Source organism: Pseudonocardia oceanicola, assembly GCF_047200735.1.
GTDB lineage: Bacteria > Actinomycetota > Actinomycetes > Mycobacteriales > Pseudonocardiaceae > Pseudonocardia.
On the sequence record NZ_JBJZON010000029.1, the window covers coordinates 24,489 to 49,802 of the forward strand.

29 protein-coding genes, 3 tRNA genes and 1 pseudogene are annotated in these 25,314 nt (G+C 72.0%); 19 read left to right on the forward strand and 14 right to left on the reverse strand.

Annotation, left to right across the window (positions count from 1 at the left end; all coding sequences use genetic code 11):
• Positions 1-17 precede the first annotated feature (17 nt).
• The 9 genes from ACL02T_RS29410 to ACL02T_RS29450 all read left to right on the forward strand — a co-directional run bounded on the left by ACL02T_RS29410 (position 18) and on the right by ACL02T_RS29450 (position 6,897).
• The gene (locus ACL02T_RS29410; protein ID WP_412834051.1) at positions 18-1,259 is read left to right on the forward strand and encodes a helix-turn-helix domain-containing protein; all 1,242 of its coding nucleotides are present in this window, start codon (positions 18-20) and stop codon (positions 1,257-1,259) included.
• On the forward strand, positions 1,256-1,819 hold the full coding sequence (locus tag ACL02T_RS29415) for a flavoprotein (RefSeq protein WP_412834052.1): 564 nt from the start codon (positions 1,256-1,258) through the stop codon (positions 1,817-1,819). The genes ACL02T_RS29410 and ACL02T_RS29415 overlap by 4 nt, the downstream gene beginning before the upstream one ends.
• A gap of 122 nt (positions 1,820-1,941) precedes the next feature.
• Positions 1,942-2,262: a hypothetical protein gene (locus ACL02T_RS29420; RefSeq protein WP_346091227.1), complete on the forward strand. Its 321-nt coding sequence runs from the start codon at positions 1,942-1,944 to the stop codon at positions 2,260-2,262.
• Positions 2,262-2,906: a hypothetical protein gene (locus ACL02T_RS29425; RefSeq protein ID WP_412834053.1), complete on the forward strand. Its 645-nt coding sequence runs from the start codon at positions 2,262-2,264 to the stop codon at positions 2,904-2,906. The genes ACL02T_RS29420 and ACL02T_RS29425 overlap by 1 nt, the downstream gene beginning before the upstream one ends.
• The gene (locus ACL02T_RS29430; RefSeq protein ID WP_412834054.1) at positions 2,899-3,696 is read left to right on the forward strand and encodes an FtsK/SpoIIIE domain-containing protein; all 798 of its coding nucleotides are present in this window, start codon (positions 2,899-2,901) and stop codon (positions 3,694-3,696) included. The genes ACL02T_RS29425 and ACL02T_RS29430 overlap by 8 nt, the downstream gene beginning before the upstream one ends.
• Positions 3,693-3,992, forward strand: a complete 300-nt coding sequence (locus tag ACL02T_RS29435; protein WP_412834055.1) for a hypothetical protein — start codon at positions 3,693-3,695, stop codon at positions 3,990-3,992. The genes ACL02T_RS29430 and ACL02T_RS29435 overlap by 4 nt, the downstream gene beginning before the upstream one ends.
• Positions 3,989-5,494, forward strand: coding sequence for a replication initiator (locus tag ACL02T_RS29440; RefSeq protein ID WP_412834056.1), 1,506 nt, complete (start codon positions 3,989-3,991; stop codon positions 5,492-5,494). Before ACL02T_RS29435 ends, ACL02T_RS29440 begins: the two co-directional genes overlap by 4 nt.
• Before the next feature lie 12 nt (positions 5,495-5,506).
• Positions 5,507-5,683: a helix-turn-helix domain-containing protein gene (locus ACL02T_RS29445; RefSeq protein WP_237194190.1), complete on the forward strand. Its 177-nt coding sequence runs from the start codon at positions 5,507-5,509 to the stop codon at positions 5,681-5,683.
• Positions 5,683-6,897 carry a tyrosine-type recombinase/integrase gene (locus ACL02T_RS29450; RefSeq protein WP_412834057.1) on the forward strand — a complete coding sequence of 405 codons (1,215 nt, stop codon included), beginning with the start codon at positions 5,683-5,685 and terminating at the stop codon, positions 6,895-6,897. Before ACL02T_RS29445 ends, ACL02T_RS29450 begins: the two co-directional genes overlap by 1 nt.
• A gap of 77 nt (positions 6,898-6,974) precedes the next feature.
• On the opposite strand, the gene ACL02T_RS29455 is transcribed toward ACL02T_RS29450, so the two are convergent.
• The 4 genes from ACL02T_RS29455 to ACL02T_RS29470 form a co-directional block, all read right to left on the reverse strand.
• A tRNA-Phe gene (locus tag ACL02T_RS29455) sits at positions 6,975-7,048 on the reverse strand.
• A 29-nt stretch (positions 7,049-7,077) separates the two neighbouring features.
• A tRNA-Asp gene (locus ACL02T_RS29460) sits at positions 7,078-7,151 on the reverse strand.
• 19 nt (positions 7,152-7,170) lie between these two features.
• Positions 7,171-7,243, reverse strand: a tRNA-Glu gene (locus ACL02T_RS29465).
• Between the two features lie 189 nt (positions 7,244-7,432).
• A complete protein-coding gene (locus tag ACL02T_RS29470) occupies positions 7,433-7,684 on the reverse strand; it encodes a hypothetical protein (protein ID WP_412834058.1) in 252 nt (83 codons plus the stop codon).
• A 324-nt stretch (positions 7,685-8,008) separates the two neighbouring features.
• On the opposite strand from ACL02T_RS29470, the gene ACL02T_RS29475 reads away from it, so the two are divergent.
• The 3 genes from ACL02T_RS29475 to ACL02T_RS29485 all read left to right on the forward strand — a co-directional run bounded on the left by ACL02T_RS29475 (position 8,009) and on the right by ACL02T_RS29485 (position 8,997).
• The gene (locus tag ACL02T_RS29475) at positions 8,009-8,290 is read left to right on the forward strand and encodes a metal-sensitive transcriptional regulator (protein WP_412834059.1); all 282 of its coding nucleotides are present in this window, start codon (positions 8,009-8,011) and stop codon (positions 8,288-8,290) included.
• Positions 8,291-8,328: 38 nt separating this feature from the next.
• Positions 8,329-8,547 (forward strand): cation transporter, encoded by a 219-nt coding sequence (locus ACL02T_RS29480; protein ID WP_412834060.1) that lies wholly within the window; start codon positions 8,329-8,331, stop codon positions 8,545-8,547.
• Positions 8,548-8,625: 78 nt separating this feature from the next.
• Positions 8,626-8,997 (forward strand): hypothetical protein, encoded by a 372-nt coding sequence (locus ACL02T_RS29485; RefSeq protein WP_412834061.1) that lies wholly within the window; start codon positions 8,626-8,628, stop codon positions 8,995-8,997.
• A 41-nt stretch (positions 8,998-9,038) separates the two neighbouring features.
• Here ACL02T_RS29485 and ACL02T_RS29490 read toward each other — a convergent pair whose 3' ends face one another.
• The gene (locus ACL02T_RS29490; RefSeq protein ID WP_412834062.1) at positions 9,039-10,343 is read right to left on the reverse strand and encodes a GDSL-type esterase/lipase family protein; all 1,305 of its coding nucleotides are present in this window, start codon (positions 10,341-10,343) and stop codon (positions 9,039-9,041) included.
• Positions 10,344-10,584: 241 nt separating this feature from the next.
• On the opposite strand from ACL02T_RS29490, the gene ACL02T_RS29495 reads away from it, so the two are divergent.
• The 6 genes and pseudogenes from ACL02T_RS29495 to ACL02T_RS29520 all read left to right on the forward strand — a co-directional run.
• Entirely contained in the window at positions 10,585-12,474 is a 1,890-nt protein-coding gene (locus ACL02T_RS29495) for a propionyl-CoA synthetase (protein WP_412834063.1), read from the forward strand.
• A gap of 113 nt (positions 12,475-12,587) precedes the next feature.
• A complete protein-coding gene (locus tag ACL02T_RS29500; protein ID WP_412834064.1) occupies positions 12,588-13,385 on the forward strand; it encodes an excalibur calcium-binding domain-containing protein in 798 nt (265 codons plus the stop codon).
• Positions 13,382-14,014, forward strand: a complete 633-nt coding sequence (locus tag ACL02T_RS29505; protein WP_412834065.1) for a class F sortase — start codon at positions 13,382-13,384, stop codon at positions 14,012-14,014. The genes ACL02T_RS29500 and ACL02T_RS29505 overlap by 4 nt, the downstream gene beginning before the upstream one ends.
• 216 nt (positions 14,015-14,230) lie before the next feature.
• The gene (locus ACL02T_RS29510) at positions 14,231-14,662 is read left to right on the forward strand and encodes a hypothetical protein (RefSeq protein ID WP_412834066.1); all 432 of its coding nucleotides are present in this window, start codon (positions 14,231-14,233) and stop codon (positions 14,660-14,662) included.
• Entirely contained in the window at positions 14,659-14,850 is a 192-nt protein-coding gene (locus ACL02T_RS29515; protein ID WP_233306242.1) for a ferredoxin, read from the forward strand. The genes ACL02T_RS29510 and ACL02T_RS29515 overlap by 4 nt, the downstream gene beginning before the upstream one ends.
• Before the next feature lie 87 nt (positions 14,851-14,937).
• Positions 14,938-15,399 (forward strand): annotated as a pseudogene (locus ACL02T_RS29520) (IS701 family transposase); the annotation flags it as partial.
• Positions 15,400-15,781: 382 nt separating this feature from the next.
• Here ACL02T_RS29520 and ACL02T_RS29525 read toward each other — a convergent pair.
• The 9 genes from ACL02T_RS29525 to ACL02T_RS29565 form a co-directional block, all read right to left on the reverse strand.
• Entirely contained in the window at positions 15,782-16,210 is a 429-nt protein-coding gene (locus tag ACL02T_RS29525; RefSeq protein ID WP_412834067.1) for an AMP-binding protein, read from the reverse strand.
• 59 nt (positions 16,211-16,269) lie between these two features.
• Positions 16,270-17,313 (reverse strand): aliphatic aldoxime dehydratase, encoded by a 1,044-nt coding sequence (gene oxdA / locus ACL02T_RS29530; protein WP_412834068.1) that lies wholly within the window; start codon positions 17,311-17,313, stop codon positions 16,270-16,272.
• Between the two features lie 33 nt (positions 17,314-17,346).
• Positions 17,347-18,279: a helix-turn-helix domain-containing protein gene (locus ACL02T_RS29535; protein WP_412834069.1), complete on the reverse strand. Its 933-nt coding sequence runs from the start codon at positions 18,277-18,279 to the stop codon at positions 17,347-17,349.
• Positions 18,280-18,333: 54 nt separating this feature from the next.
• Positions 18,334-18,741 (reverse strand): nitrile hydratase accessory protein, encoded by a 408-nt coding sequence (locus tag ACL02T_RS29540; protein ID WP_412834070.1) that lies wholly within the window; start codon positions 18,739-18,741, stop codon positions 18,334-18,336.
• On the reverse strand, positions 18,738-19,346 hold the full coding sequence (gene nthA, locus ACL02T_RS29545) for a nitrile hydratase subunit alpha (protein ID WP_412834071.1): 609 nt from the start codon (positions 19,344-19,346) through the stop codon (positions 18,738-18,740). Before nthA ends, ACL02T_RS29540 begins: the two co-directional genes overlap by 4 nt.
• Before the next feature lie 11 nt (positions 19,347-19,357).
• On the reverse strand, positions 19,358-20,041 hold the full coding sequence (nthB, locus tag ACL02T_RS29550) for a nitrile hydratase subunit beta (protein ID WP_412834072.1): 684 nt from the start codon (positions 20,039-20,041) through the stop codon (positions 19,358-19,360).
• Positions 20,038-21,567, reverse strand: coding sequence for an amidase (locus tag ACL02T_RS29555; protein WP_412834073.1), 1,530 nt, complete (start codon positions 21,565-21,567; stop codon positions 20,038-20,040). The genes nthB and ACL02T_RS29555 overlap by 4 nt, the downstream gene beginning before the upstream one ends.
• Before the next feature lie 82 nt (positions 21,568-21,649).
• Positions 21,650-23,074: a substrate-binding protein gene (locus tag ACL02T_RS29560; RefSeq protein WP_412834074.1), complete on the reverse strand. Its 1,425-nt coding sequence runs from the start codon at positions 23,072-23,074 to the stop codon at positions 21,650-21,652.
• A 40-nt stretch (positions 23,075-23,114) separates the two neighbouring features.
• Positions 23,115-23,489: an ArsR/SmtB family transcription factor gene (locus tag ACL02T_RS29565; RefSeq protein ID WP_412834075.1), complete on the reverse strand. Its 375-nt coding sequence runs from the start codon at positions 23,487-23,489 to the stop codon at positions 23,115-23,117.
• Positions 23,490-23,653: 164 nt separating this feature from the next.
• Here ACL02T_RS29565 and ACL02T_RS29570 point away from each other — a divergent pair, with 164 nt between their 5' ends.
• A complete protein-coding gene (locus ACL02T_RS29570) occupies positions 23,654-25,237 on the forward strand; it encodes an acyl--CoA ligase family protein (protein ID WP_412834076.1) in 1,584 nt (527 codons plus the stop codon).
• Positions 25,238-25,314: the final 77 nt, after the last annotated feature.

The window sequence follows — 25,314 nt, forward strand, 5'->3', positions numbered from 1 at the left end:
CCCGGTATAATTCACGTATGCGTGGACTTGGCGACACCATGTCGATAGGCGAACGCATTGCGTTTTTCCGGGCTCGGCGCGGTTACACCCAGACGCAACTTGCGAATCTGATAGGGCGTCGGACCGACTGGCTCAGCAAAATTGAGCGCGGCGAACGACAACTTCGTAACGTCGAACTTCTCACTGCACTCGCCCGCGTTCTCAGGATTTCACTAACCGACCTAATGGGCCAGCCTGTTCTACTTGAAGATGCGCAAGAAAGGGATGATATCCCGGCGATCCGCGACGCATTGATGTCTCCCCATCAACTGTCAAGGACGCTTTTCTCTGAGCGCGGCGAGCGGACTGGCGGCGCGGAAGCTGGTAGGTCCGGAAGACTTATCGAGTTCGCGTGGTCGTCTTATCAAACAGGTCGAATAAGTGACGTCGTGGCTGCTCTCCCTCGGCTCATCCGCGACGCGCAGGAGTTGGAGCGGGAGGCTCGCGGGTCGGCCGCAGCTTCCGCGACGTCCTGGGCAGTTTCAGCTCGTGTGCACCACCTGGCGGCGACGACTCTGAGCAAGGTCGGCGAGGCTGACCTGTCGTGGATCGCAGCCGAGCGTGCGATGCGGGCAGCCGACGAGTCCGGAGATCCGCTGGTGCTTGCGTCTGCGGCTCGCGCCGCAACTCACGCGCTCCTGGCGGTTGGACGGTACGAGGATGCGCTTAGCCTCGGCGAGACGGCTGCGCGTTGGTTGGCTCCTCGCGTAGCCGACGGCGACCCGGAGGCGTTGAGCCTGTTCGGCATGCTGCACCTGCGAACAGCAGTCGCGGCGGCACGGCACCAGGACCGAGCGACTGCGGCGGAGCTTCTCGGGCGGGCTGCTCGGGCTGCAGAACAGCTCGGGGTGGACGCGAACTACTGGCAAACCGGCTTCGGCCCGACCAACGTCGAGCTGCACCGCCTCTCTGCCGGCCTCGACCTCGGCGACGTCGCTTGGGTCGCCGAGCACGGGCAGAAGGTCCGCGCGGAGGACCTGCCCGTCGAGCGGCGCGTCACGCACATGATCGACGTCGCTCGGGCGCTGTCCTACCTCGCGAAAGACACAGAGGCCCTCGACCTCCTGCTCAATGCCGAGAGGCGGGCGCCGGCTCTCGTGCGGCACAGTGCTTCCGTGCGGGAGATGGTCAAGGACATGCATCGGCGGTCCCCGGTGACGGGCGGCTCGCGCTCGTCCGAGCTGCTGGCGTTCGCGCAGCGCTGCCGGGCGGTGGCGTGAGTCGCGGAACGATCGGGCTCATCGCCTGCGCCGCCGGCGGGGCCGAGACCATCCGGGCTGACTTCGTCGAGCCGGCCATCGAGCGCGGCTGGGACGTCGCGATCACGCTCACCCCGACCGCGGCGACCTGGCTGGAGGAGAGCGGCGAGGCGGCCAAGCTCGAACAGCTCACCGGGCACCTCGTGCGCAGCTCCCCACGGATGCCCGGCCAGAAGAGCCCGCACCCCCCGATCTCCTGCTACGTCGTCGCGCCGGCCACCGCCAACGTCGTCGCCAAGCTCGCGCTCGGGATCTCCGACAACCAGGCCCTCACGACGGTCAACGAGGCCATCGGGGGCGGTGTCGTCCCGGTGGTCGTCTTTCCGCGGGTCAACGCCGCGCACACTCGTCACCCCGCCTGGGAATCGCATCTGGCGGCCCTGAGGGCTGCTGGGGTACACCTGGTGACCGGCGAGGACGTCTGGCCGCTCTACGAGCCGCGGGAGGCCCCGCCCGGTCGCCCGCTCCCGTGGTCGACCATCCTGGACCTAATCGAGCAGGTCACTGCGGCAACGCGGTAGCACTCCCCCACACCGCGCAACCCCTCCCAGAACAGACCCGGACAGTTTGTCCGGGTCCTTTCGCTGTTCCGGGCTTCTCCTGGTCAGGCACCACTCAGTGCCACGCGAACAGGAGACCAGCCGTGCGACTGCTGATCGACACCACTCACATGACCTTCACCGTCGGCCGTCCCTTCGACCGCCGTCTCGACGACAACGGCGTGCACCGCCTCGACCGCCGCACCGGCGCCCCGCTCTGGGCCACTCAGCTCGTCGTGATGGACGCCGAAGGCGCCGACACCGTCACCGTGACCATCGCCGCGCCGGAGCCGCCGCACCTGCAGCAGGGCCAGCCGGTCAGCCTCGTCGGGCTGGTCGCGATGCCGTGGGCACACAACGGTCGCAACGGCGTCGCCTACCGCGCCGACGAGGTCCGTCCCGTCGCCGCCGCCAAGAGCGCGTGATGCGTACCGCGAAGCAGCGGGGCCGGCTCATGGTGCGCTCGCACTCCGACCGGCTCGTCCGCTCCGAACCCTTCGAGGTCTTCACCCGCCCGCAGCGCTCGCTCCCGGCCCGGCTCCTCGGGCTGGTGATCCGCTGGCGCGCCGAGCTCCTCGTCCTCGGCCTCCTGCTCACCGCGTGGGTCTGGCTCACCAAGCAGATGCCCACCTGGGCCGCGGGGACCACTCTCGGCGGCACCGTCCTGGTCCTCATGATCTGGCCGGCGTCCCGCCGCTACCTCGTCCACCGCGGCTACTCGGTCATGGTCCGGCACCGGCTGCGCTCGACCTTCGTGGAGCGGCGCGTCATGAACTACTCGGGCAACCTGCCGCTGCTGCTGTGGGCCCGCCCGACGCCGGTCGGCGAACGCATCTGGGTGCTGCTCCGCGCCGGGATCGACCCGCAGGACATCGAGGTAGCCGCGTCCTACTACGCCGTGTCCGGCTGGGCTCGGGACGCCCGGGTGGTCCCGAATCAACGGCTGGCCGCGATCGTCGTGGTCGAAACCGTCCGCCGCGACCCGCTCACCGGGCCTGCCGTCGTCTCGCCGCTGAGCCGCTCGCACCTCGTCCCGGTCCCGCCGCTGGAGGAGGCCGGCCATGCGTAGGCGCCCGCATCAGCTCGGTCCGTTGTCGATCTATGACCCGATCTATCTGGGCATCGACGAGAACGCCTGCCCGGTCGACATCACGCTGATCTACAAGAACCTCCTGGCCGCCGGGGAGCCCGGCGCGGGCAAGTCCGGGGCGCTGAACAACCTGGTCGCCCACGCCGCGCTCGCCGACGACTGCCGGCTCTGGCTGATGGACGGCAAGCGCGTTGAGCTGGGCCTGTGGCGCGATCGTGCCGAGGTGTTCGTGGGCTCCTCGCTCGACGACGCGATCGAGCGGCTCCGCGAGCTGCAGACCGAGATGGACGCCCGCTACGACCACCTCGACGGCTGGAAGCTCCGGAAGATCAGCCGCGGAGACGGCCACCAGCCGATCATGCTGGTGATCGACGAACTCGCCTACTTCTCCGCCACCGCCGGAGACAAGCGCACCCGCGAGACCTTCTCGCTGCTGCTCCGCGATGTCATCGCCCGAGGCCGGGCCGCCGGGATAATCGTCGTCGCCGCCACTCAGCGCCCGTCCGCGGACATCATCCCGACCTCGCTGCGGGACCTGTTCGGCTACCGGCTCGCGTTCCGCTGCACCACCGAGACCAGCTCGGACATCGTGCTCGGGCACGGCTGGCACTCCCGCGGCTTCGACGCCTCGCAGATTGACCCCACCACGGCCGGCGTCGGGCTGCTACTCGCCGAGGGCGGCATCCCGCGCCGGATGCGCTGCGCCTACCTGTCCGACGTCGAGATCAGCCGCATCGCCGGCCACCCGGACAGCGGGAGCGCGGCATGACCGAGCCGATCGACGTCCCGCCCCTGCGGCTGCGACCGCCCTACGACCAGCCCGACGTTATGCGGCACCAGATCTTCGGCTTCGAGACCGCCGACGAGTGGCGGTCCCGCATCCACATCGACAACCGGGCCGCCCTGCTCGAACACCTCGACGGCATCCCGCTCGGCGACTACGACCACCGCATCATCGACTGGCTGGCGCGCTGGGACGTCCCGACGATCGCCGTGGTCGCCTCTCTGCTGCGCCGTGCTTGGTGGGCCGGACACGGCTCGGTCTGCGAGGCGCACCGGCCATGAGCATCACGCAGGAGACGCTCGTCGACGAGCTGGTCCGCCGGGCCGGCTCGCCCGACTTCGACCGGTGGCGCGGCCACATCAACGCGGCCGCGGGCTGCTCGCACCCGATCCGGCTCGCCGGCGAGATCCACCGCGTGGAAACCGCGACCGGGCGGATCATCGGCAGCACCGCGACCGCGGACATGCCCGACGGCGTGATCTACGTGCCCTGCGGCAATCGCCGCGCCACCGTGTGCCCCTCCTGCGCCGAGACCTACCGCGCCGACACCTTCCAGCTCGTCCGCGCCGGGCTGGCCGGGGGCAAGGGCGTCCCGCCCACCGTCGCCGAGCACCCATGCGTGTTCCTCACCGGCACCGCCCCCTCCTTCGGCCCGGTCCACGCCCACCACCGCGACGGCCGCCCGTGCCGACCCCGCCGCGCCCCCGAGACCTGCCCGCACGGCGTCGTCCTCGACTGTCGCACCCGCCACCGCGACGACGACCCGCAGGTGGGCCGGCCGCTCTGCCTGGACTGCTACGACCACGCCCACCAGGCCGTCTGGAACGGCTACGCCGGCGAGCTGTGGCGCCGCACCACCAATACCGCCAACCGCGCCCTGCGCCGGCTCGGGGAGCGCTACGGCGCCCGTCTGCGGCTCTCCTACGCCAAGGTGGCCGAGTTCCAGCGCCGCGGGGTCGCGCACATCCACGCCATGGTCCGGCTCGACGGCGTCGACCCGCTCGATCTCGACAAGATCATCGCCCCGCCCTTCGGCATCGGTGCCGGGCACCTCGCGCAGCTGCTCGCCGAGGCCATGCGCGCGACGTCGTTCACCACCCCGCCGCACCCGGACCGCAAGCAGGGCTGGGAGATCGCCTGGGGTGCCCAGCTCGAACCCCGACAGGTCCGGCTCACCGTCCGCGACCTCGACGACCGCGGCGAGATCACCACGGGCGCCGTCGCCGGCTACCTCGCCAAGTACGCCACCAAGGCCACCGAGATCACCGGGCATGCCTCCAAACGCCTGGACGAGGAGACCGTAAGGATCCACGGGGTCCGGTCCACCCACTCCGGCCGGCTCATCCGCGCCTGCTGGGACCTCGGCACCCCGCCCACCGATGTCCGCCAGGTCCAGGACGCGTGGATCCGCGACGGCGGCGATCCGCTCGACCCGGACTCACCCCTCGGCCGCTGGAATGCCGGCTACGGCCGCTTACGCCGCTGGGCGCACATGCTCGGCTTCGGCGGCCACTTCTCCACCAAGAGCCGCCGCTACTCCACCACCCTCGGTGCCCTCCGGCAGGCCCGCCGCGACTGGCGACGCGCCCAGCTCCGCGACACCGGCCCCGAGGACGAGCGCCAGGATCTCGACGACGACGAGACCACCGTCGTCATCAACTCCCTCGCTTTCGCCGGCATCGGCTGGCACACCACCGCCGACGCCCTGCTCGCCAACACCGCGGCGGCCAAAGCTCGCGCGCAACGGCTCACCGCCCGCGAGGAACTGTCCATCACCAGCTGAGAGGGGAACGTCATGGAACGCCTGCTGCTGACGGCCCAGGAGGCCGCCCAGGCCTTGGGGGTCAGCCGGACGAAGGTCTACGACCTCATGCGCTCGGGCCGGCTGCGCTCGGTCAAGATCGGCGGGAGCCGCCGTATCCCGGTCGATGCCCTCGCCGAGCTCGTCGACGAGCTCGCGGAGGCCAGCTGATGGCCGGCAAGAACCTGAACGGCCAGGGCTCGGTCTATCAGCGCAAACAGGACGGCATGTGGATCGGCGCCGCCTACGTCCTCACCACCACGGGTCATCGGAAGCGGATCACGGTGTCGAGCCGCGACCCGGACGAGGCTCGCAGAGCGCTGACCCGCAAGATCGCCGACTCCGACGCCGGCATCCCGGTCGCCGCGCAGACCTGGACCGTCGCCCAGTACCTCGCGTACTGGCTGGAGCACATCGTCAAGCCGCGCCGGCCGAAGACCTACCAGGGCTACGAGGGCGTGGTCCGGCGCTACCTGACCCCGATCCTGGGCCGGAAGAAGCTGCACCGGCTCACCGCGCCGGACGTCAAGATGATGATGACCAGGCTCCGTACCGAGTGCCGGTGCTGCGCGGACGGGACCGACGCCGCGCGGGACGAGGAAGACCGGAAGTGTTGCGCCATCGGCGACTGCTGCCACCACGTGCTCTCGGTTCGAACGGTCCAGTTCGTGCACGCCGTGCTGCGCAACGCGCTCCAGAACGCCGTGCGGGAGGAGATGATCCCGCGCAACGTCGCCAAACTCGTGCAGGTCGAGACCCCGCGCTACCGGATCAACCGCGGCCTCTCGTTGGAGCAGGCCAAGCACCTGCTGACCGCGGCGAAGGGCGACCGGCTCCACGCGCTCTACGTCCTGGCGCTCTACCTCGGCATGCGCCGCGCCGAGCTGCTCGGGCTGCGGTGGGTCGACGTCGACCTCGAGGAGGGCACCCTTGAGATCGTCCAGACGCTGCAACGGGTCGAAGGCCGGCTCCAGTTCCTGCCGCCGAAGACCGACAGCTCGGCACGGACGGTCCCGCTCATCGCGGCCGCCGCCCAGGCGTTGAAGGATCACCGCATCGCCCAGCACAAGGAACGGCTGCAAGCGGGTTTCGGCTGGACGGACACCGGCCTCGTGTTCACCAGCCGGGTCGGGACGCCACTGGAGCCGGACAACCTGCGCCGATCCTGGTACCCGCTGCGCAAGAAGATCGACGCCGAGGGAACCCGCTTCCACGACCTCCGGCACAGCTGCGTGACGCTGCTGCTCGGGCTCGGGGTACCGCCGCACGTGGTCCAGGAGATCGTCGGCCACGCGGACATGAGTGTGACGCTCGGCATCTACGCGCACGTGTCGTTGAAGGACAAGCGCGAGGCTCTGGCGCTGCTGCAGGAGCGGATCGGATGACCCGGTTGCTACAGCGACTGCTACAGCTGGGCGTCTTGGGGAGAGCCAGGCTCAGAGAAGGGCCTGGTGAGAAGGTGTGGCCAGGGGCGGGGTCGAACCGCCGACCTTCCGCTTTTCAGGCGGACGCTCGTACCAACTGAGCTACCTGGCCCTGGCTCCGGAGGAACCGAGAGAGTGGAGCGACCCAGACGGGACTCGAACCCGCGACCTTCGCCGTGACAGGGCGACGCGCTAACCAACTGCGCCACTGGGCCTTGCTGTATGCACTTACCGTACCCCCAACGGGATTCGAACCCGCGCTGCCGCCTTGAAAGGGCGGAGTCCTAGGCCGCTAGACGATGGGGGCTCGGATCACCGCTGGTGTTCCTCGACCTCCAACGGCTGTCCGTTGGGAGCGAGGAAAGCATATGACACGCCCTCGCGCCGCCCCAAATCGCCCCCCACTTACGGCGTTCACGCAGGTCAGACGCGGTGCCGAGCCGCCGATCCGGCCCGTTCGGGCCGGTCGGCGGCTCGTGTGACCTGCGGTACACCTTCAGCGGCACACCGGCGGGGGCAGATCGGGGTTGGCGGAGACCAGGCCGAGCATGTCGAGCAGCAGCCGGAGGTCGTCCGGGTCCTGCGAGTTCTCCGCGACCACGAGCCGGGCGCGCTGCACCTCGTCGTCGGAGACCCGGTAGGCGTCGGCGGCACTGCGTGGACCGGGGATGGATCCGGAGGTCCGATCGTCGCCGCCGTTGGCGAGCCCGTTGACGGAACTGCCCCGCACGCTGTCGATCCCACTCAACGACATCTCCCCTTCGGTCGCGACCCCTGGCGACCCGGGGCACCCCAGGGCGGAGGCAGGCACGGTGGAACGCGCGGCCGCCGATCCCCCGACCGGCGCCGCGTCCGTGACCGACGCACTCCCTGCGGCCACCCCCGTGGCCGTGGCCGGAACGTTACCCATCCGAGACCGGCACCGCATGCCCCTTCCCGGGTGAGGGCGACGACGGTGCGTCACACGATCGGCACCGAGCGAACACCCGGCAGGCACCCCGCCCCTCGTACCCCGGAGGGGTATGGTGGCCGGGCGAGAGCGAACACCACGGGCGACACAGGGAGGAACGCGATGCCCGGTTACTCCGGCGCCCGCGAGGCCCATCTCCGCCGGCTGCGGCGCATCGAGGGCCAGGTCCGCGGCCTGCAGCGCATGGTGACCGACGACGTGTACTGCATCGACGTGCTCACCCAGGTCTCCGCGGCCACCCGGGCGCTGCAGTCCTTCGCGCTCGAGCTGCTCTCCGACCACATGGCGGGGTGCGTCGTCGACGCGGCCCGCAACGACCCGGAGGAGGGCGCGGCGAAGGTGAAGGAAGCGGCCGACGCCATCGCCCGCCTCGTCAGGTCCTGACCCAGCAGACCGACCCGCACGGAAGGCTCCCCCACCCCATGAGCGTCGAGACCCCGTTCCGTACCACCGTCACCGTCGTCGGCATGACCTGCGCGCACTGCACCAGCTCGGTGCAGGAGGAGGTCGGCGAGGTCGCCGGCGTCCGCTCGGTCGACGTCGACCTGGCCAGCGGGGCGGTCACCGTGACCGCCGACCGCGAGATCGGCCGCGAGGAGATCGAGGCCGCGGTCGCCGAGGCCGGCTACTCCCTGGCCTGACCCGCCACGGCCGAACGGCACCCCGATCGGGGGTGCCGTTCGTGCGTCCGGGTGACGGTTCGCCGCTACCCTCCCCGCATGGCCGGCTTCCGGGAACGACGCCCGTCGCGCCACGGCGCGCCCCCTCGCAGGGCCGCGGGGCCCGAGCGGGACCAGCACGACCCGGAGCTCGACTCCTACCTGGCCGCCCTCGCGCCGGACGTCGAGCCGGGCGCCACCGAGACCACGGGCCGGTTCGGGAGCGCCCAGGTCTTCCCGCTCCGGCTACCCGCGCTGCGCATCGAGCAGCTCCGCCGGGTGGCCGAGGAGCGCGGGACGTCCCCCGGCGCGCTGGCCAGGGAATGGGTGCTCGAGCGGCTGGAACAGGAGGACGCCCCGACCGGGCCGATGCCCGTCACCGCCGCCGAGGCGGGCCGGCGGGCACAGCTGCGCCTGCGCCGTCGCCGCTGACCCTCGGCCCGGACCGCAGCGCACCCGTCGGCACGGACCTCTCACCGCGGCGCCGAGACCAGCACCCTCGTCGCGTCGTCCGCGGCCAGGCACGGGCTACCGGTGAGCCGCGCGGGGTCGACGGCAGCTGCCAGCGCCTGGTACCCCGCCGCCGAGAGGTGCAGCCCGTCGCCGGAGTCGAACGCGGGCGCGAGCCGCGTCGGATCGGCCGGGTCGCCGACCGCGGCCGCGAAGTCGAAGACCCCGTCGGCGCGCGCCGGTCCGTACGTGCGGATCCATCGGTTGACCGCCTCCCGCTGCACCACGGCGGACGGCGTGCCGTGCGCCCCGGCAGTCGAGGGGGTCACCGTGGTGAGGAAGATCCGGCGGCCGTCGGCGCGGGCCCGGTCCGCGTAGTCGATCAGCCCGGCGACGATCTCCCCGGCGTCCCGGCCGGCGGCCAGGTCGTTCGTCCCGATGTGCAGGACGACGTCCGCCGCGCCCGGCACCGAGGCCACGTCCGCGCCGTACCGGGCCGCCGGGGCCTCCCCGACCCCGCCGCCGAGCAGCTGGTTCGCCGAGATCCCGGCGTTGAGCACGGACATGGCGAGGCCGCCGCTCAGCCGCCCGGCCAGGGCGTCGGACCACCGGTCGTCGCGGTCGGTGCCGCTGCCGACCCCGTCGGTGATCGAGTCCCCGACGAGGACCACGGCGTTCTCGGCCCGCGGGACCAGGACGTCGACCCCGGTGAGCACGAACCACGAGGAGACCGCCCGGGTGAACGGCGCGGGATCGACGGAGTCGACGACGTCGCCGGGCCCGGAGACGTACGAGGTCTGCAGCGCCACGGGGTGGACCGCGACCCGGTCCGGCTCCACCGGCAGGTGGAGGCTGACCGCGAGCGGGGTGCCGCGCTGGGCGACGAAGGCCAGCGGGTCGCTGGCGAGCTCGCGCCCCGGCGGGACGACGACGGCGGGCGCCCCCGCGAACAGGACCGGCCGCACCGTGCCGGGCACGAGTGCCGCCCCGGAACCCGCCTCGGCCGCCGATGCCGCGTCGATCCGCAGGGGCTGCGTGCCGAACCTGTTCGAGACCCGGATCCGGACCTGGGACCCGGTGGCCTGCGGCCGCACCAGCATGCGCAGCGTGCGCCCGCCCAGGTCCGCCGGCCCGCCCGCCAGCGGGCTGGTGCGCCACGCCGCGACCCAGGCCGGCCCGCACGGAACCGGGTCGGGGCCGCTCTCGGCGCCCGCTGCACCGGTCGATCCCAGCGGCAGCAGCGCGACGGCCACACCGAGCACGGCCGCGGCGGCCACCAGGCCTGCCACGAGTCCCCGGCCACCCCGGAACCGGTGCAGAGCGCTCACCGACACCCCTTCGCCGACAGCGGATCACCCGACCGGTACCTGCCGGCGGGGCGCGATCCTCACCCGAACGAACGATTTCGCTTGCCGCTCGGCCTATCGTCCATCCGAGTGGTGACGTTACGTCGGCAATTCATGACCCTCCGTCGCCTCACCGAAGGGCCAGTTTCACCGCCCACGCGAGGCCGGTTCGGCCTAGGGTCGGGGCCGGGAGCGCGAGGACGTTCGAGGTCGGGAGGCCGGTGTGGGCGCGTACGAGGACGTTTTCCGGGCCAGCGTGGAGGACCGGGAGGGGTTCTGGCTGCGGGCGGCGGAGGCGCTCGACTGGCACACGGCGCCGACCAAGGCCCTGGACGACGAGAACCCTCCCTTCTACCGCTGGTTCCCGGACGGGGAGATCAACGTCGCGCACAACGCGCTGGACCGCCACGTCGACGCCGGCCGTGGCGAGCAGGCCGCGCTGATCTACGACTCGCCGGTCACCGACACCAAGCGGACCTACACCTACGCCCGGCTGCGCGACGAGGTCGCCACCTTCGCCGGGGTGCTGCGCGACCTCGGGGTGAGCGTCGGGGACCGCGTGGTGATCTACATGCCGATGGTGCCCGAGGCGGCGATCGCGATGCTGGCCTGCGCCCGGCTCGGCGCCGTGCATTCGGTGGTGTTCGGCGGGTTCGCGGCCAAGGAGCTCGCCGTGCGGATCGACGACGCCACGCCGAAGGTCGTCGTGTCGGCCTCGTGCGGCATCGAGGGCACGCGGGTGATCGAGTACAAGCCGCTGCTGGACAAGGCGATCGAGCTCTCCGCGCACAAGCCCGACAAGCAGGTCGTCCTGCAGCGCCCGCAGGCCGGGGCATCGATGGGCCCGCAGGACGTCGACTGGGCCGACGCCGTCGCCAAGGCCTCCCCCGCGGACCCGGTGCCGGTGCGCTCCACCGACCCGCTGTATGTGCTCTACACCTCCGGCACCACCGGCAAGCCCAAGGGCGTGGTCCGCGACGGCGGCGGCTACGCCACGGCGCTGGCCTGGTCGATGCCCAACGTCTACGACGTCTCGGCGGGGCAGACGATCTTCACCGCGTCCGACGTCGGGTGGGTGGTCGGGCACTCCTACATCGTGTACGCGCCGCTGCTGGCCGGGGCGACCACCGTGCTCTACGAGGGCAAGCCGGTCGGCACCCCCGACGCCGGACAGTTCTGGCGGGTCATGTCCGAGTACGGCGTGCGCTCCATGTTCACCGCGCCCACCGCGTTCCGGGCGTTGAAGAAGGAGGACCCGAACGGCGAGTACGCGCGCAAGTACGACCTGTCCGGGCTCAAGTACCTGTTCCTGGCCGGGGAACGGCTGGATCCGGAGACCTACCGCTGGGCCTCCGAGCTGCTCGGGATCCCGGTGATCGACCACTGGTGGCAGACCGAGACCGGCTGGCCGATCGTGGCCAACCCGGTCGGCATCGAGCTGCTGGAGATCAAGCCCGGCTCGCCGACCCGCCCGCTGCCCGGGTGGGACATCCAGGTCCTCGACGCCGAGGGCCGCCGGGTGCCGGCCGGCGAGGACGGCGCGATCGTCGCCAGGCTCCCGCTGCCACCGGGGGCCTTCCCCACCCTGTGGAACGACGACGAGCGGTTCGTGCGGTCCTACATGTCCGCATTCGAGGGCTACTACCTCACCGGCGACGGCGGCCGCATCGACGACGACGGCTACGTGTTCGTCATGGGCCGCACGGACGACGTGATCAACGTGGCCGGGCACCGGCTGTCCACCGGCGGGATGGAGGAGGTCCTGGCCTCGCACCCGGACGTCGCCGAGTGCGCGGTCATCGGCGTCACCGACCAGATGAAGGGCCAGGTCCCGCGCGGGTTCGTGGTCCTCAAGGCGGGCGTGGACGCCTCCACCGAGGGCTACGAGGACAAGCTGCGCGCCGAGCTGGTCCAGATGGTGCGCGACCAGGTCGGCGCGGTGGCCTCGCTGAAGGAGGTCGCGATCGTTCCGGCGCTGCCCAAGACCCGCTCCGGGAAGATCCTGCGCAAGACCATGCGCGGCATCGCCGACGGCGCCGACGAGCCGGTGCCCTCCACCATCGACGACGCCTCGGTCCTCGACACCCTCCGCCCGGTGCTCCGCAAGGAGTAGTGCGCGTACGTACCAAAGATGGATGAGACGGGGTAATGCGGAGGTATCTCTCGCGATAGACGTTTCGGCCGCCGAGAAGCCCGGCGGCCGGAACCACCGTCGAGAGGACATCGATGCCCACTCGTGCCGCCGCACGTTCCCTGGTCCGTACCGCCACGCTGCTGACCTCGGTCTCCGCCGCGCTGCTGTTCGGCGCCACCGCGCCCGCTCTGGCGCAGCCCGCGGCCGGCGACCGGAACTGCTCCGACTTCGACACCTGGCGCGCGGCGCAGGACTTCTTCGAGGCCGCCGGCTCCGGCGATTGGCACAACCTGGACGAGGACGGGGACGGGATCGCCTGCGAGACCCTCGACGGCGCTCCCGGGTCCACCCCGACCACCACGCCCGACCCCACTCCGACCACGACTCCGACGCCGACCACGCCCCCGTCGCACGACGACGACCGCGACGACCGCGACGACCGGGACCACGACGGCCGCGACCGCGACGACCGGGACCACGACGGCCGCGACCACGACGGCCGGGACCGCGGCAACGACGGCCGGGACGACCACCGGGACGGCGGCCGGGACGACCACCGGGACGGCGGGCGGAACGACCACCGGGACGGCGGGCGGAACGACCGCGACCACGCCGACGGCCGCGGCGGGGACCGCGAGGCCACGACCCACGAGGACGACGCGACGACGGTCGAGGAGGCCGCCGTCGTCGTGACCGGCGACCGGGACTGCGCCGACTTCGCCACCCAGGCCGAGGCCCAGGCCGTGCTGCTGGCCGACCTCTCGGACCCCGAGCGGCTCGACGCCGACTCCGACGGGGTCGCCTGCGAGGACCACTTCGGCACCGAGGGCCGCCAGGTCGCGGTCTTCCCGGTCGGCGGCGTCGCGACGGGCGGGGCCGGCCTCCGATGAGCACCACCCGGATCCCGTCGCCCGCGGGCCGGTTCCGACGGCTCGCGGCCGGCCTCCTCGCCGGGGCCGCCCTGGTCGTCCTCGTCGGCTGCAGCGGCCCCGAGGCGGCGCAGACCGAGCGGCCGGCGCCGCCGATCCCGGCTGCGGCCGCTCCCGCCGCTACGGCCCCCCTGGCCGCGTCGGTGCCCGAGCGGCTCCAGGTCCCGTCGATCGGCGTCGCGTCCGGCCCGCTGGTGAAGCTGGGCCTGACCGCCGACGGCGCCCTCGAGGTGCCCGCCGATGCCACGACCGTCGGCTGGTTCGGCCTCGGGCCGACGCCCGGTGCGACCGGGCCGGCGGTACTGGCGGCGCACGTCGACTACGGCGGCGTGCCCGGCACCTTCACCCGCCTGTCGGCGGTGGCCGTGGGCGACGAGATCCGGGTGGCCCGCGCCGACGGCACCACCGCCCTGTTCACCACCTACCGGGTGGCGCAGTACGCGAAGTCCGCCTTCCCGACCGAGGAGGTCTACGGCGACACCCCGGGTGCCGAGCTGCGCCTCATCACCTGCGGCGGTGCCTTCGACGGCGCGACCCGCTCCTACGCGGACAACGTCGTCGTCTACGCCCGCCTGACCGGCACGGTCTGAACGGCCGGTGATCCGCGGTCCGGCAGCGAACGGTCGGAGTCCGATCGTTCCGCTGCCCGGACGTGGACCACGAGCGCCTCCCGCCCCCGCCCGTTCGGCGGCACGATCGCGCCGTTCACCCGAACGTGTAACACCCGGGTCCCGGGGCCGCGATGAGGGAGCGACGGCACGCTCCCCCACGCCCGTCGCACCCCACCGGAGAGGACTCCGCCTCCGATGCGTCACCCGATCCGCGCACGGCTGCCCGCGCTGCTGGCGGCCGGCCTGGCCGTGGCGGCCGTCGGTGGCCTGGCCGGCGCCGCGCTCGTCGTCGACACCGGGCCGCCGGCGGCCCCCGTGCTGGCCGCCGAGTTCCACGTCGCGCCGGCCACCGAGCCCGGCGGCGAGCATGCCGCCCCACCCGTCTGGCCCACGGCCCTGCACCGCTCCGCGGGCGTGCCCCGGACGCCCGTCACCACGCCACCGGTGCCCGCCCCGCTCGCCCTGGCCGGCGCCGTCCAGGCCGCCGCAGCCGCCCGTACGGAGGCCGGCAGTTCCTCCTGCCCGAGCACGCGCGCGGCCGCGCCGCGCCTGCCGGGCAGCACGTCCAGGAAAGGGTGTCCTGAGTCACCCGCCACCGGCCCCGCGGGTCCACCATTGACGCCATGAAGGTTCACGTGGACTTCGACCTGTGTGAGAGCAACGCGCTGTGCATGGCCGCCGCACCGGAGGTGTTCGAGGTGCGCGACGACGACTTCCTCTACATCCTCGACGAGAACCCGCCGGAGGAACTGCGCGGCAAGGTCGAGGAGGCGGTCCGGGCCTGCCCGAAGGCCGCCATCACCCTCGAGGGCTAGGAGGCTAGCCGCAGTTCGCTGTGTGATCTTCCGATCGGCTTCGATCTTGCGAAGTCGTCGGAGGATCTTGAGGCGTGGGCCGGTGGCCTGGACGGGTTGTTCGGGCTGCTGGCTGGCCGGTTCTTCCGTGCGGAGCCACGGTGGCGGGCGCGGGCGTATGTGCGGGGGTTGCTGGCCCCGCTGGCCGGGAAGAACGAGTGGACGCTGGCCGAGGTGGCCGGCGACTCGACCCCGGATGGGAGGCAGCGGCACCACAACGCCGCCACCTGGGACCCCGACGGAGTCCGTGACGACGTGCGGGACCACGTGGTCGAGCACCTCGGCGAGCCGGGCGGGGTGCTGATCCTCGACGAGACCGGGTTCCTGAAGAGGGGCAGCAAGTCCGCCGGTGTGCAGCGCCAGTACTCCGGCACCGCGGGGCGGATGGAGAACTGCCAGCTCGGGGTGTTTCTGGCCTACGCCACCGGCAAGGGCCGCACCCTGATCGACCGCGAGCTCTACCTGCCCCGGTCCTGGATCTCGGATCGGGAACGCTGCCGGGAGGCGGCCGCTGGTTGCTGGTGCGCCGCCAGATCCTCACCGCTGAGCAGCTAGGCCGGCACGGAGCCGGAGCTGGCCCACTACCTGTGCGCCGCCCGCCAGGCACCACCGGCGCCGACCTCATCCTGGTCGCCGGCACCCGCTCGGCCCATCGAGAAATGCTTCCAGACCGCGAAGAACGAAGTCGGACTCGACCCTTTCCACAGTGACCCGCGGGCGGGCGCCGCGGCCAACGAGGCCCTGATCATCTACCCGCGGGGCTGGACGCCGAGGACGTAACCCGCGTCGGCTGCTGCGCCGAAGGGCTCCCACGCCGGAGCTTCTCCTCGCACGACGACGCGTGTCAGCCCCTCGACGTCGGCGAACTTCCCCACATCGGCCCGGCCGGCGATCACGTGTCGGGCGTCGCCCCTGGCGATGCGGTCGCGCAGGTCCGCCGCCCGAGCGCGGTCGTCGTGGGCATGATGGCCGCCCCCAGCTTCATGACCACCAGCATCGCCTCCCAGAGCTCGACCTGGTTGCCCAGCATCAACAGCACACCGTCCCCGCGCCGGACACCGACCCCGGCCAGGGAGCGGACGACGCCGTTCGACCGGCGGCGCATCTCGTCGAGGGTGGAACGCGCGACCGAACCGTCCTCCTCGGCGATGACGAGGGTGGTCCGGTCGACTCCGTCGGCGATCGGGTCGAACCGGTCATGTGCCCAGCTGAACGGGGCGTCGACGGTGGGCCACTCGAACTCGGCGACCGCGTTCTCGTTCCCGCGGGCGCCCAGCAGGACGTCCCGCGCGGCACGGTACCGCTCGTGGCTGCTGCTCATGTGTCCTTCTGGGACGAGCGGGGCGTGAGAGGTGGGCCGAGCGGGCGCCGGGTTCCCTGTCAGCCCTCGGTCGGAGCGACTGCATCGCGCAGCAGCCCGGTGGCGGCGTGGCAGTTGACGTACTCGTAGTACTGGTCGTGGGCGTCGAAGACCGAGACCTCGTGGTAGAGCCGCAGCTTCTCCAGGCTCGCGACGACCCTGAAGAACGTCGTGAAGATCCGCAGGTGCGTCGGGTGGGACTCGGACCAGCGCTCCAGCAGGTCCATCGAGCGCCAGTGGCCGATGTCGTAGCTCTTGTCGATCGGGTTGCCGTCGAGGTCGCAGTAGCGGACGTAGCGGTTGCTGTAGCAGCCCACCTCGGCGCCGTGGTCCCGCAGGAAGTCCATGCCCGCGCGCAGCACCGGCTCGATCTCGCCGAGATAGAGCTCCCGCTCCTCGGGGCCCGCGTCCGCCCAGTCCTGGCCGGAGCGGATCAGGGTGAGGTTGTCGTGCGCCCGGACGACGACCCGGCCCTCCCCCGACGCGGCCAGGGCCCCCTCGGCGCTCATCCGGCTCGTCTGTGACAGCGGCACCCGGTCCCGCATCGAGCCCCAGTAGCCGTGTTCCAGGATCTCCCCGCTCACCCCGTCCATCACCGCGCCGACGCCGGGGAAGTCCTCAGTGAACGCGTAGAGCGTCTCGAACTGGTCGGCCCGCGGCCGCACGATCTCCCGGAACACGCCGACGTCACCGCTCAGCCGGTCGTCGGAGGCCCACCAGGCCTCGGTGCCCGCGGCGTAGCGCTCGTAGACGGCGGGATCGCGCCAGTAGCCGACCGCGATGTAGTTGTCGTACCCCTGCGCGTCGGTGTGGTGGGTGACGTCGTACTCCGCCGGGGCGTCGGCGCCGGCGAAGGAGCCGACGAGGTGTCGCAGCGTCTGCAGCGCCTCGTCCCGGTGCTCCTCGGTGCACTGGACGCCGAGGTAGGCCATCACGACCTGGGTGAGGTCCCGCCCGGCGCGGGCGACGAACATCGGGAACGGGGGTTGGTAGTCGTCGGCGACGCGCCGGGACAGGCTGCGGGGGCACTGCAGGTGGGTGTCGATGGCGGACTCGATGGTCATGTGCGCTCCTGCCGGTTCGGGTGAGCCGGAACGCTAGGCACCCGGCGAGACGCCGCGTGTGCGCTGCGCGCCAGGAACCCGACCCTGCGTGCCGTGTCGGAAGTCCCGCGGGCTGCAGCCGTACTCGTCGCGGAAGGCACGGGCGAACACCGTGGGCTCGGAGAAGCAGTACCGCGCCGCGAGGACGGCGATGGGCCGCTCCGGGAACGCGGTGAGCTCGGCCCGCGCCCGTTCCAGCCTGCGGTAGCGGATCCAGCGGGCGAGGCTGCGGGGATGGTCGGCGAAGAGCCGGTGCAGGCTGCGCAGCGACAGGTGACAGGCCCGGGCGATCACGGCGGGACAGAGCGTGGGATCGTCGAGCCGCAGCTCGATGAAGTCGAGCACCTGCCGCAGCAGGTCCGACGGAGCATGGAGACCGACCGCCGCGAGCACGAGCTCGGCGACCCGGTCCGCGAGCAGCCTGCCCTCGGCCCCGGCGACCGGTCCGGTCCGGATCAGCTCCGTCAACGCCGCCTTGGCCACGAGCGCGCTCGCGCCCTCGCGCACGGGCAGAGCGGTGAGCGCAGGGAGCCGGCGCGGGTCCACGGGCACGGCGTCCCGGGGCCAGGTGAAGACGTCCATCCGCCAGTCGCCGGCCATCGTCCACCTGAAGGGGCGGGTGGTGTCGTAGACGACGAAGGAGCCCGGTGCCACGCGCGCCTCGCGGCCGTCCTGGTCGAGCTGGACCACCCCGGCCCGCACGAGCCCGACCTGCAGCCGGTCCTCGCCGTGCCGGGCTATCAGGCCCGAGGTACGCCGGAAGGTCTGTGCGACGGACCGCACGTCCGCCACCCCCAGTGGCCCGACGGCGTGGGAGCGGACCCGTCCGCGCACGCCGGGACCGTCGCCGGGCCGGATGTCGAGCGCGACGAACCGGTCCCGGATCAGGTCCTGCCAGCCGGGCAGGTCCCGGACCCGCTGTTCCACCGCCACCTCCGGGGTGCCGCGCGGCACCGGGACAGGTGCCGCGCGGCGGGTCGGTCACCCGCGAGCGGGCGAGACGGCCACGGGCTCGCGGTGCGCCTCGTGGTGGTTCGCGTTCTTCGGGATCGCCAGGACCTCGCGGGTGCGGGAGTCGACGTCGGCGGCGGAGAGCACGCCGTTGTCCGCGAGCACGGTCTCCAGCGCCGTCAGCCAATGCTCGTAGTAGCTCCACGGCTCACCGGCGCCGCCCGCCTCCCACTGCTTGATCGCCTGGATCAGGGAGAGCTGGAACTCGCTCCACTCGTACCTGCCGTTGTGGTACGCCGCGACGGCCATCGCGAACGCGCGCAGCTCCCACGGCTCGGCGAACATCCGCTCGTCCACCCCGCCGCCCGGCAGGTCGCAGACCAGGGCCTCGACCCGGCGCCGGGCGTCCCCGAGCTCGGTCGCGTCCGGGCGGATCACGGGGTACCCACCGGTCCGACGCCGATCATCGAGTCCCGGGTGACGAGCGCGGCGAGCTCGAACGCGCCGAGGTCCTCGGTCCCGGCCGGGCGCTGCGGCAGCACCCAGTAGCGCAGCTCGGAGCTGGAGTCCCAGATCCGCACCTCGACGTCGTCCGGGATCGGGAAACCGAAGTCCTCGGCGAGCACCTTCCGCGGCTCACGGACGATCCGCGAGCGGTACGCGGGCGCCTTGTACCAGTTGGGCGGCAGCCCGAGCACCGGCCAGGGATAGCAGGAGCACAGCGTGCACACGATGGCGTTGTGGACGGTGTCGGTGTTCTCGACGACCACCATCTCCTCACCCTGCAGTCCGCCGATGCCCATCTCGGCGCAGGCCGCGGAGGCGTCGGCGAGCAGCCGCGCCTTGAACTCCGCGTCGGTCCAGGCGCGGGCGACGACCTGTGCGCCGAGCTGTGGGCCGACCTCGTTCTCGTAGATCTCGGCGAGGCGGTCGATCGCCTCGGTGGTCATGATCCCCTTCTCGATCAGCATGGCCTCGAGGGCCTTGACCCGAGCGGTGATCTCCTCCTGCGTGCGCAGGGGCGTGTCGGTGGGCTGAGCCATCGGAGGTCCTCTCAGGACGCGAGGGTGAGGTAGGGCTCCCACACGTCGAAGTAGACGGTGTTGTTCGGTTCGGCGGTCTCCGGGCCCCACAGCTCCTCGGCGGTGAAGCGCACGGTGTAGAGGTGCTCCGGGGCCTCGGGTCCGTCGTTGCCGGCGCTGTCCGGGTAGATGGCCGCACCGTGGGCGCCGGTGATCTCCCCGGTGCGTCCGCGGATGTACCGGGCACGGCGGGTGTGCCCGCGGGGACTGTCCGCACCGATGGTGACCCGGTCGCCGACCTTGAACCGGGGGACCTTGTCCGTCGGCCGGTTCGCGGGTGCGCCGCTCTTCACGACGGCGTCGACGAACGCGAGCAGCTCCGGGTCCTCGCGCCGGGGCAGCGGTGCGTCGGGGTTTTCCAGGTAGAACTTGGTGCGCTGCTCGAGCTCGGCGAGGTCGATCACACCCTTCGCCGAACCGCGCGACTCCACCACGTGTACCCAGTGCTCGTAGTAGTTGGACAGCAGGTAGTCGGCCGGCTCCATCTGCTCGATGCTGTGCCGGAAGGAGTCCACGCCGAAGAACCCCGCCCGGAAGCAGTTGGAGAACATGGCGAACGCGGCCTTCTCCCACTCGGCGCGGAAGACCGGCTCGTTCTCCACGGTCTGGACCTTGCCCATCCCGTCGGTACCGCCCAGATCGAAGACGCCGTTCATGCAGAGGCTCCCGTCGTCGCCCGGGGCGCGGGGAACCCGCCCCGGGCTTGCTCGTAGGTGTGTGCAACGCGCAGCACGGTCGCGTCGTCGAAGTGCTTGCCGACCATCATCAGCCCGGCGGGCAGCCCGCCGACCAGGTCCGTGGGGACGCTGCAGGCCGGGTGGCCGGTGACGTCGAACGGGGCGGTGTTGGCGATCATCGACAGCGCGGTGTCGAGGTAGGTGCCCAGGTCGGCGTCCGGGGGTGGGATCTCGCGGGCGGTGTAGGGCAGCGTCGGCATGACCAGCACGTCGTGCTCGGCCAGCGCCGCGTCGTAGGCTGCGCGCACCTCGGGCACGAGGTTCTGTGCCATCGCGTAGTACGCACCGCCTCCCACCGCGAACGTGTGCCTGCCGGACATCGCGACGAGCTTGACCGTCCTGGACAGCTCGGCACCATGTTCGGCACGTCCGCGCCGGTAATGGGCGATCAGCTCCGGGTCGTAGAGCCCGGACCAGTTCATCCCGTAGGCGTTTCCGTCCACCATCTGGTGGGCGGCCCCCTCGGTCGCGATCACGTTCCAGACGTGCATCGCGTCGAGGTGCCAGGGGATCGAGACCTCCTCGGCGGTGAGGCCCGCCGAGCGCAGGACCTCGACGGCGGCACGCACCGCCGCGTCGACGTCCGGATCGGAGTTCGGGTGCCCGAACCCCTCCGTGACGACGCCGACCCGCAGGCCGGCGGCGGACTCCGCCAGGGCGGCGGAGTGATCCACCGGGTCGACCGACGTCGGCTGGCGGGGGTCCTGGCCGTCGGGCCCGGCCAGGACGTCGAGCATCAGGGCTGCGTCGGCGACCGTGCGGGTGATCGGACCGAGGTGGTCGATCGTGGTCTCGATCGGGAAGGCGCCGGTGTAGGGCACCAGGCCGAACGTCGGCTTGTGTCCGACGGTCCCGCAGAAGGAGCTGGGGATCCGGACCGAGCCGCCCTGGTCACCGCCGAGCGCCAGGTCGACCTCGCCGGTCGCGACCAGCACCGCGCTGCCCGACGACGAGCCGCCGGCGTTGCGCGCAGGGTCCCACGGGTTGAGCACGGGGTGCGGCGTCGAGGTGAAGCTGCCACCGGAGAAGCAGAGGTCCTCGCAGACCGCCTTGCCGGTGATCACCGCGCCCGCACCGAGCAGGCGCTGGACCGCGGTCGCGTCCCGCGTCGGGACGAAGCCCTCGACGGTGGCCGACCCGTTCGTCATCGGCACGCCTGCGACCGAGACGTTGTCCTTGATCGCCACCGTGCGCCCGGCGAGCGGGCCGTCGGTGGCACCGCGGATCTCGGTGGTCACGGCCCAGGCGTGCAGCGGGTGCTCGCCCGCCTGCCAGTCCCGCACGGGAGCGGACGGGGCGGTGCGGAGGTAGAGCGCCTCCACGGCGTCGGAGGAGGCGAACGTGGCCGTGACGGCGGGCGCGAACTCGGCGAGCTCGGCATCGGAGAGTCCCAGGTCGGCGCCCAGCTCGGCCAGCCGCGCGGGATCGGGTGTGGGAACAGCCATGGAGCCTCCATCAGCGGACGAGATGCCGGCGAATCTACGGAGGCGCGTCCGTCATGTCAACGATTCGCGACATGTTGACTTGTTACGAGGAGGTGACGACGCGGAGGTCGGTCCCGACCGCCTCGGCGACGTGGATCCGCTGACCGACGACACCGTTGCCGTCGAGCGTGACCGTGCCGCGCGGGAGCTCGACACGGACGTCGTGCATGGCACGGGCCACGGCGTGCGGCTCGTCGGTGCCCGCGCGGACGGCCGCGGCGAACCACATCTGGACACCCTCGAACACGGACTCGCTCAAGGTCGACACCGGTGGTGCCCACCGACCGAAGCGCGCGCGATAGCGGCTGAGCAGTGTGGAGTTGCCCTCGGTGTCCAGGGACTCGACGTAGCCGGACACGGTGTGCAGGCCCCTCGTGGCCTCGGGGCCGATCCGGGCGAGCGTGGACTCGTCCATGGCCGGGGCGAGGGTGAGGCACCGCTGATGGAGGCCGCGGTTGTGGCACTGACGCTGGAACGCGGCGGCGTCCGCGCCGACGAACGTGGACAGCAGGAGGTCGGCGCCGGACCGCTCGACGGCCTCGATGATCCCCGCGAAGTCGCTGGTCCCGAGCGGCGTCAGCCGCTCGCCGACGAGACGCCCGCCGAGCCGGGGAAGCACGTCGCGGGCGGCCGTGTGCGTGCCGCGCGGCCAGCAGTAGTCGTTGCCCGCGAGGAACCAGCGGCGCCCGCCCGCGGCCTGCATCATCGGGCCGGCCGCCGCGGCGAGCTGGTCGGCCGGCCGCTCACCGAGCTGGATCCGCAGGCCCCCGGCGAGGCCGCCCTCGTTCATCAGCGTCTGCACGAGCAGGACGTCGGCGTCCGCCATGGCCCGGGACACGGCGACGAAGGTGGCCGACGTCGTCGCGACCAGGATGGTCCGGCAGCCGGCGGCGGCGAGCCTGCGGGCCTCGCGGGCGCCGGTGGCGGGATCGGTGGCGTCGTCGCCGATCAGGAGGTCGACGGGGCGGCCACGCAGCCCGCCGTCGGCGTTGATCCCCTCCAGGGCGAGCGCGGCCATGTTGTCCGAGGCGGCGGCGAAGAGATTGCCCGGCCCGGACTTCGAGGTCAGCAGGCCGAGCGCCGGGTTTTCACACGGGGCGTTGCGCAGGACGTGTCCGCGCCGCCGCAGCAGCCACTCCAGTCCTTGCTGGTCCAGCTCGGACTGCAGGCGGACCTGCGTCCCGGTGCCGTGCGCGGAGAACCGCAACACTGTGCGGCCCCGCCACGGTTGGTCGTGGACGATCTCGATCAACCGGCCCGCGGCGACCGCGCCGATCCGGCCGAGGATCTCGACGGGCGCGGAGTCCGGGTCGAGCGGCGCGCGCAGTGTCACCGCCGCGCCGGGAGCCACCCGGTCGCACAGGGCGTCGAACACCCAGCCCGCGCCGGCACCCGCGCCGAACAGGCCGAACACGACGCGCGGTGGCGCGGAGACCTCTTCCCGCGCGGTCAGCGTGAGGACGGACATCGGGCCCCCAGAAGTGTGCGGAAGCGGCAGATTCTGCCTGTCAGGCAGTGCCCGGACCGTGCACTGCGTGCCGACTTCGCGGCTCTTCGTCCGGTACGGCGTCGCTCACCGACTGCAGGCCGGCGCGGAAGACCTGGTGGAGCAGAGTGAGGACGTCTCGCGCCGAGCCCGCGGGGTCGATCGAGTAGTAGCGGAAGCGGCCCTCGCGACGCTCCCCGACCAGGCCGGCGACGCGCAGCACCTTGAGATGCGTCGACACGGCGGTGCGCCCCACGCTGGTGATGCGCGCGGCGATCGCGCCCGCGCTGCACTCGTCCTCCGCCGCGAGCACGCCGAGGATTTCTCGCCGGACAGGATCGGCCAGGGCATCGAACGCCAGGTTCGCGTCCACGGCACCTCCCGATCTGTCACTCATCACTGACACGATAGCGGACGGATCGTTCCTCGGAACCTGAACACGTCAGCGCATCCTGATGCGACGAAAGGGCGGGGCCGCCGCCCTTCGTGGTCTCGCGCCTAGCTCAAGCTAGTAGTCGCGACCGGTTGCCCGGCCCGGGACCCAGCGGCGAGGATCGGCGGATGGACCCCGTCTGGACCACGCCGCTGACGCCGCTGAGCTTCCTGGGCCGCTCGGCCGAGGTGTACCCGGACAAGACCGCGATCGTCCACGACGACCGCCGTCGGACCTACGCGGAGTTCGCCGCGGAGGCGACCCGGGTGGCGCACGGCCTGCGCGGCTCCGGCGTCGAGCGCGGGGACCGGGTGGCGTACCTGCTGCCCAACGTGCCCGAGATGCTGGTCGCGCACTTCGCCGTGCCGCTCGCCGGGGCGGTCCTGGTCGCGATCAACACACGGCTGTCGACCGAGGAGATCCGCTACATCCTGGACCACTCGGGGTCGAAGGTGCTCGTGGTCGACGCCGCGCTGTACCCCCAGGTCGAGCCGGTGGCGCGGGAGCTGAAGACCGTCGAGGAGATCATCACGGTGGTCGACCCGGCGAGCCCGGGCGACGGCATCGGCTCCGGTGTGCGCTACGACGACCTGCTCGCCCGCGGCGCGGACGACCCGCTGCCCTGGGAGGTCGCCGACGAGGACTCGACGATCTCGATCAACTACACCTCCGGCACCACCGGCAAGCCCAAGGGCGTGCAGTACTCGCACCGCGGCGCGTATCTGAACTCCTTCGGCGAGATCGTGCACTCCGCGCACACGCCGGACAGCGTCTACCTCTGGACGCTGCCGATGTTCCACTGCAACGGCTGGTGCACCCCCTGGGCGCTCACCGGCATCGGGGGCACTCACGTCTGCCTGCGGGAGGTCCGCGGAGACCGGATCTGGCAGCTCATCGACGAGCACCGGGTCACCCACCTCAACGGGGCACCCACCGTCGTCACCACGATCATGCGGGCGGAGCAGGCGACGAAGCTGGACTACCCGCTCGTCGTCACCACCGCGGGAGCCCCGCCGAGCCCGACGACGATCCTGCAGATGGAGCGGATGGGCTTCCGGATCGTGCACGTCTACGGGCTCACCGAGACCTACGGGCCCTACTCCGTCAACCAGTACCAGCGTGCCTGGGATGGCCTCGAGCCCGAGGAGCGCGCGCGGCTGCAGGCCCGGCAGGGCGTCGGGATGCTGCAGACCGACCGGGTGCGCGTCGTCGACAAGAACATGCGCGACGTGCCGCGGGACGGGGCGACGATGGGCGAGATCGTCATGCGCGGCAACAACGTGATGACCGGCTACTACGAGGACCCGGCGGGCACCGAGAAGGCGTTCGAGGGCGGCTGGTTCCACTCCGGCGACCTGGGCGTGATGCACCCGGACGGCTACGTGGAGCTGCGCGACCGCGCCAAGGACATCGTGATCTCCGGCGGCGAGAACATCTCGACGGTCGAGGTCGAGCAGGCCGTCGTCTCGCACCCGGCGGTCCTCGAGGCCGCGGTGATCGGCGTCCCGGACGAGCAGTGGGGCGAGCGGCCCAAGGCCTTCGTCGTGCTCGCTCCCGGCGGCGAGGCCACGCCCGAGGAGCTGATCGAGCACGTGAAGTCGAAGATCGCCCGCTACAAGGCCCCGCGGGACGTCGAGATCGTCGACGAGCTGCCCAAGACCTCCACGGGCAAGATCCAGAAGTTCGAGCTCCGGGCCCGCCCCACCCCGTGAGCGCCGGCTGACCCCAGCGAGGGCGTAGGCACTCTCGACCCGACGGACCGGCGAGTTCGTCACGTATCGCCGAACCC

Coding starts and splice junctions, on each gene's coding strand:
- ACL02T_RS29410 (WP_412834051.1), top strand. CDS start 18: ATGCGTGGACTTGGCGACACCATGTCGATAGGCGAACGCATTGCGTTT.
- ACL02T_RS29425 (WP_412834053.1), top strand. CDS start 2,262: ATGCGTACCGCGAAGCAGCGGGGCCGGCTCATGGTGCGCTCGCACTCC.
- ACL02T_RS29430 (WP_412834054.1), top strand. CDS start 2,899: ATGCGTAGGCGCCCGCATCAGCTCGGTCCGTTGTCGATCTATGACCCG.
- ACL02T_RS29435 (WP_412834055.1), top strand. CDS start 3,693: ATGACCGAGCCGATCGACGTCCCGCCCCTGCGGCTGCGACCGCCCTAC.
- ACL02T_RS29440 (WP_412834056.1), top strand. CDS start 3,989: ATGAGCATCACGCAGGAGACGCTCGTCGACGAGCTGGTCCGCCGGGCC.
- ACL02T_RS29445 (WP_237194190.1), top strand. CDS start 5,507: ATGGAACGCCTGCTGCTGACGGCCCAGGAGGCCGCCCAGGCCTTGGGG.
- ACL02T_RS29450 (WP_412834057.1), top strand. CDS start 5,683: ATGGCCGGCAAGAACCTGAACGGCCAGGGCTCGGTCTATCAGCGCAAA.
- ACL02T_RS29475 (WP_412834059.1), top strand. CDS start 8,009: ATGCCCGGTTACTCCGGCGCCCGCGAGGCCCATCTCCGCCGGCTGCGG.
- ACL02T_RS29480 (WP_412834060.1), top strand. CDS start 8,329: ATGAGCGTCGAGACCCCGTTCCGTACCACCGTCACCGTCGTCGGCATG.
- ACL02T_RS29485 (WP_412834061.1), top strand. CDS start 8,626: ATGGCCGGCTTCCGGGAACGACGCCCGTCGCGCCACGGCGCGCCCCCT.
- ACL02T_RS29500 (WP_412834064.1), top strand. CDS start 12,588: ATGCCCACTCGTGCCGCCGCACGTTCCCTGGTCCGTACCGCCACGCTG.
- ACL02T_RS29505 (WP_412834065.1), top strand. CDS start 13,382: ATGAGCACCACCCGGATCCCGTCGCCCGCGGGCCGGTTCCGACGGCTC.
- ACL02T_RS29510 (WP_412834066.1), top strand. CDS start 14,231: ATGCGTCACCCGATCCGCGCACGGCTGCCCGCGCTGCTGGCGGCCGGC.
- ACL02T_RS29515 (WP_233306242.1), top strand. CDS start 14,659: ATGAAGGTTCACGTGGACTTCGACCTGTGTGAGAGCAACGCGCTGTGC.
- ACL02T_RS29525 (WP_412834067.1), bottom strand. CDS start 16,210: ATGAGCAGCAGCCACGAGCGGTACCGTGCCGCGCGGGACGTCCTGCTG.
- oxdA (WP_412834068.1), bottom strand. CDS start 17,313: ATGACCATCGAGTCCGCCATCGACACCCACCTGCAGTGCCCCCGCAGC.
- nthA (WP_412834071.1), bottom strand. CDS start 19,346: ATGGCTCAGCCCACCGACACGCCCCTGCGCACGCAGGAGGAGATCACC.
- nthB (WP_412834072.1), bottom strand. CDS start 20,041: ATGAACGGCGTCTTCGATCTGGGCGGTACCGACGGGATGGGCAAGGTC.
- ACL02T_RS29555 (WP_412834073.1), bottom strand. CDS start 21,567: ATGGCTGTTCCCACACCCGATCCCGCGCGGCTGGCCGAGCTGGGCGCC.
- ACL02T_RS29560 (WP_412834074.1), bottom strand. CDS start 23,074: ATGTCCGTCCTCACGCTGACCGCGCGGGAAGAGGTCTCCGCGCCACCG.
- ACL02T_RS29565 (WP_412834075.1), bottom strand. CDS start 23,489: ATGAGTGACAGATCGGGAGGTGCCGTGGACGCGAACCTGGCGTTCGAT.
- ACL02T_RS29570 (WP_412834076.1), top strand. CDS start 23,654: ATGGACCCCGTCTGGACCACGCCGCTGACGCCGCTGAGCTTCCTGGGC.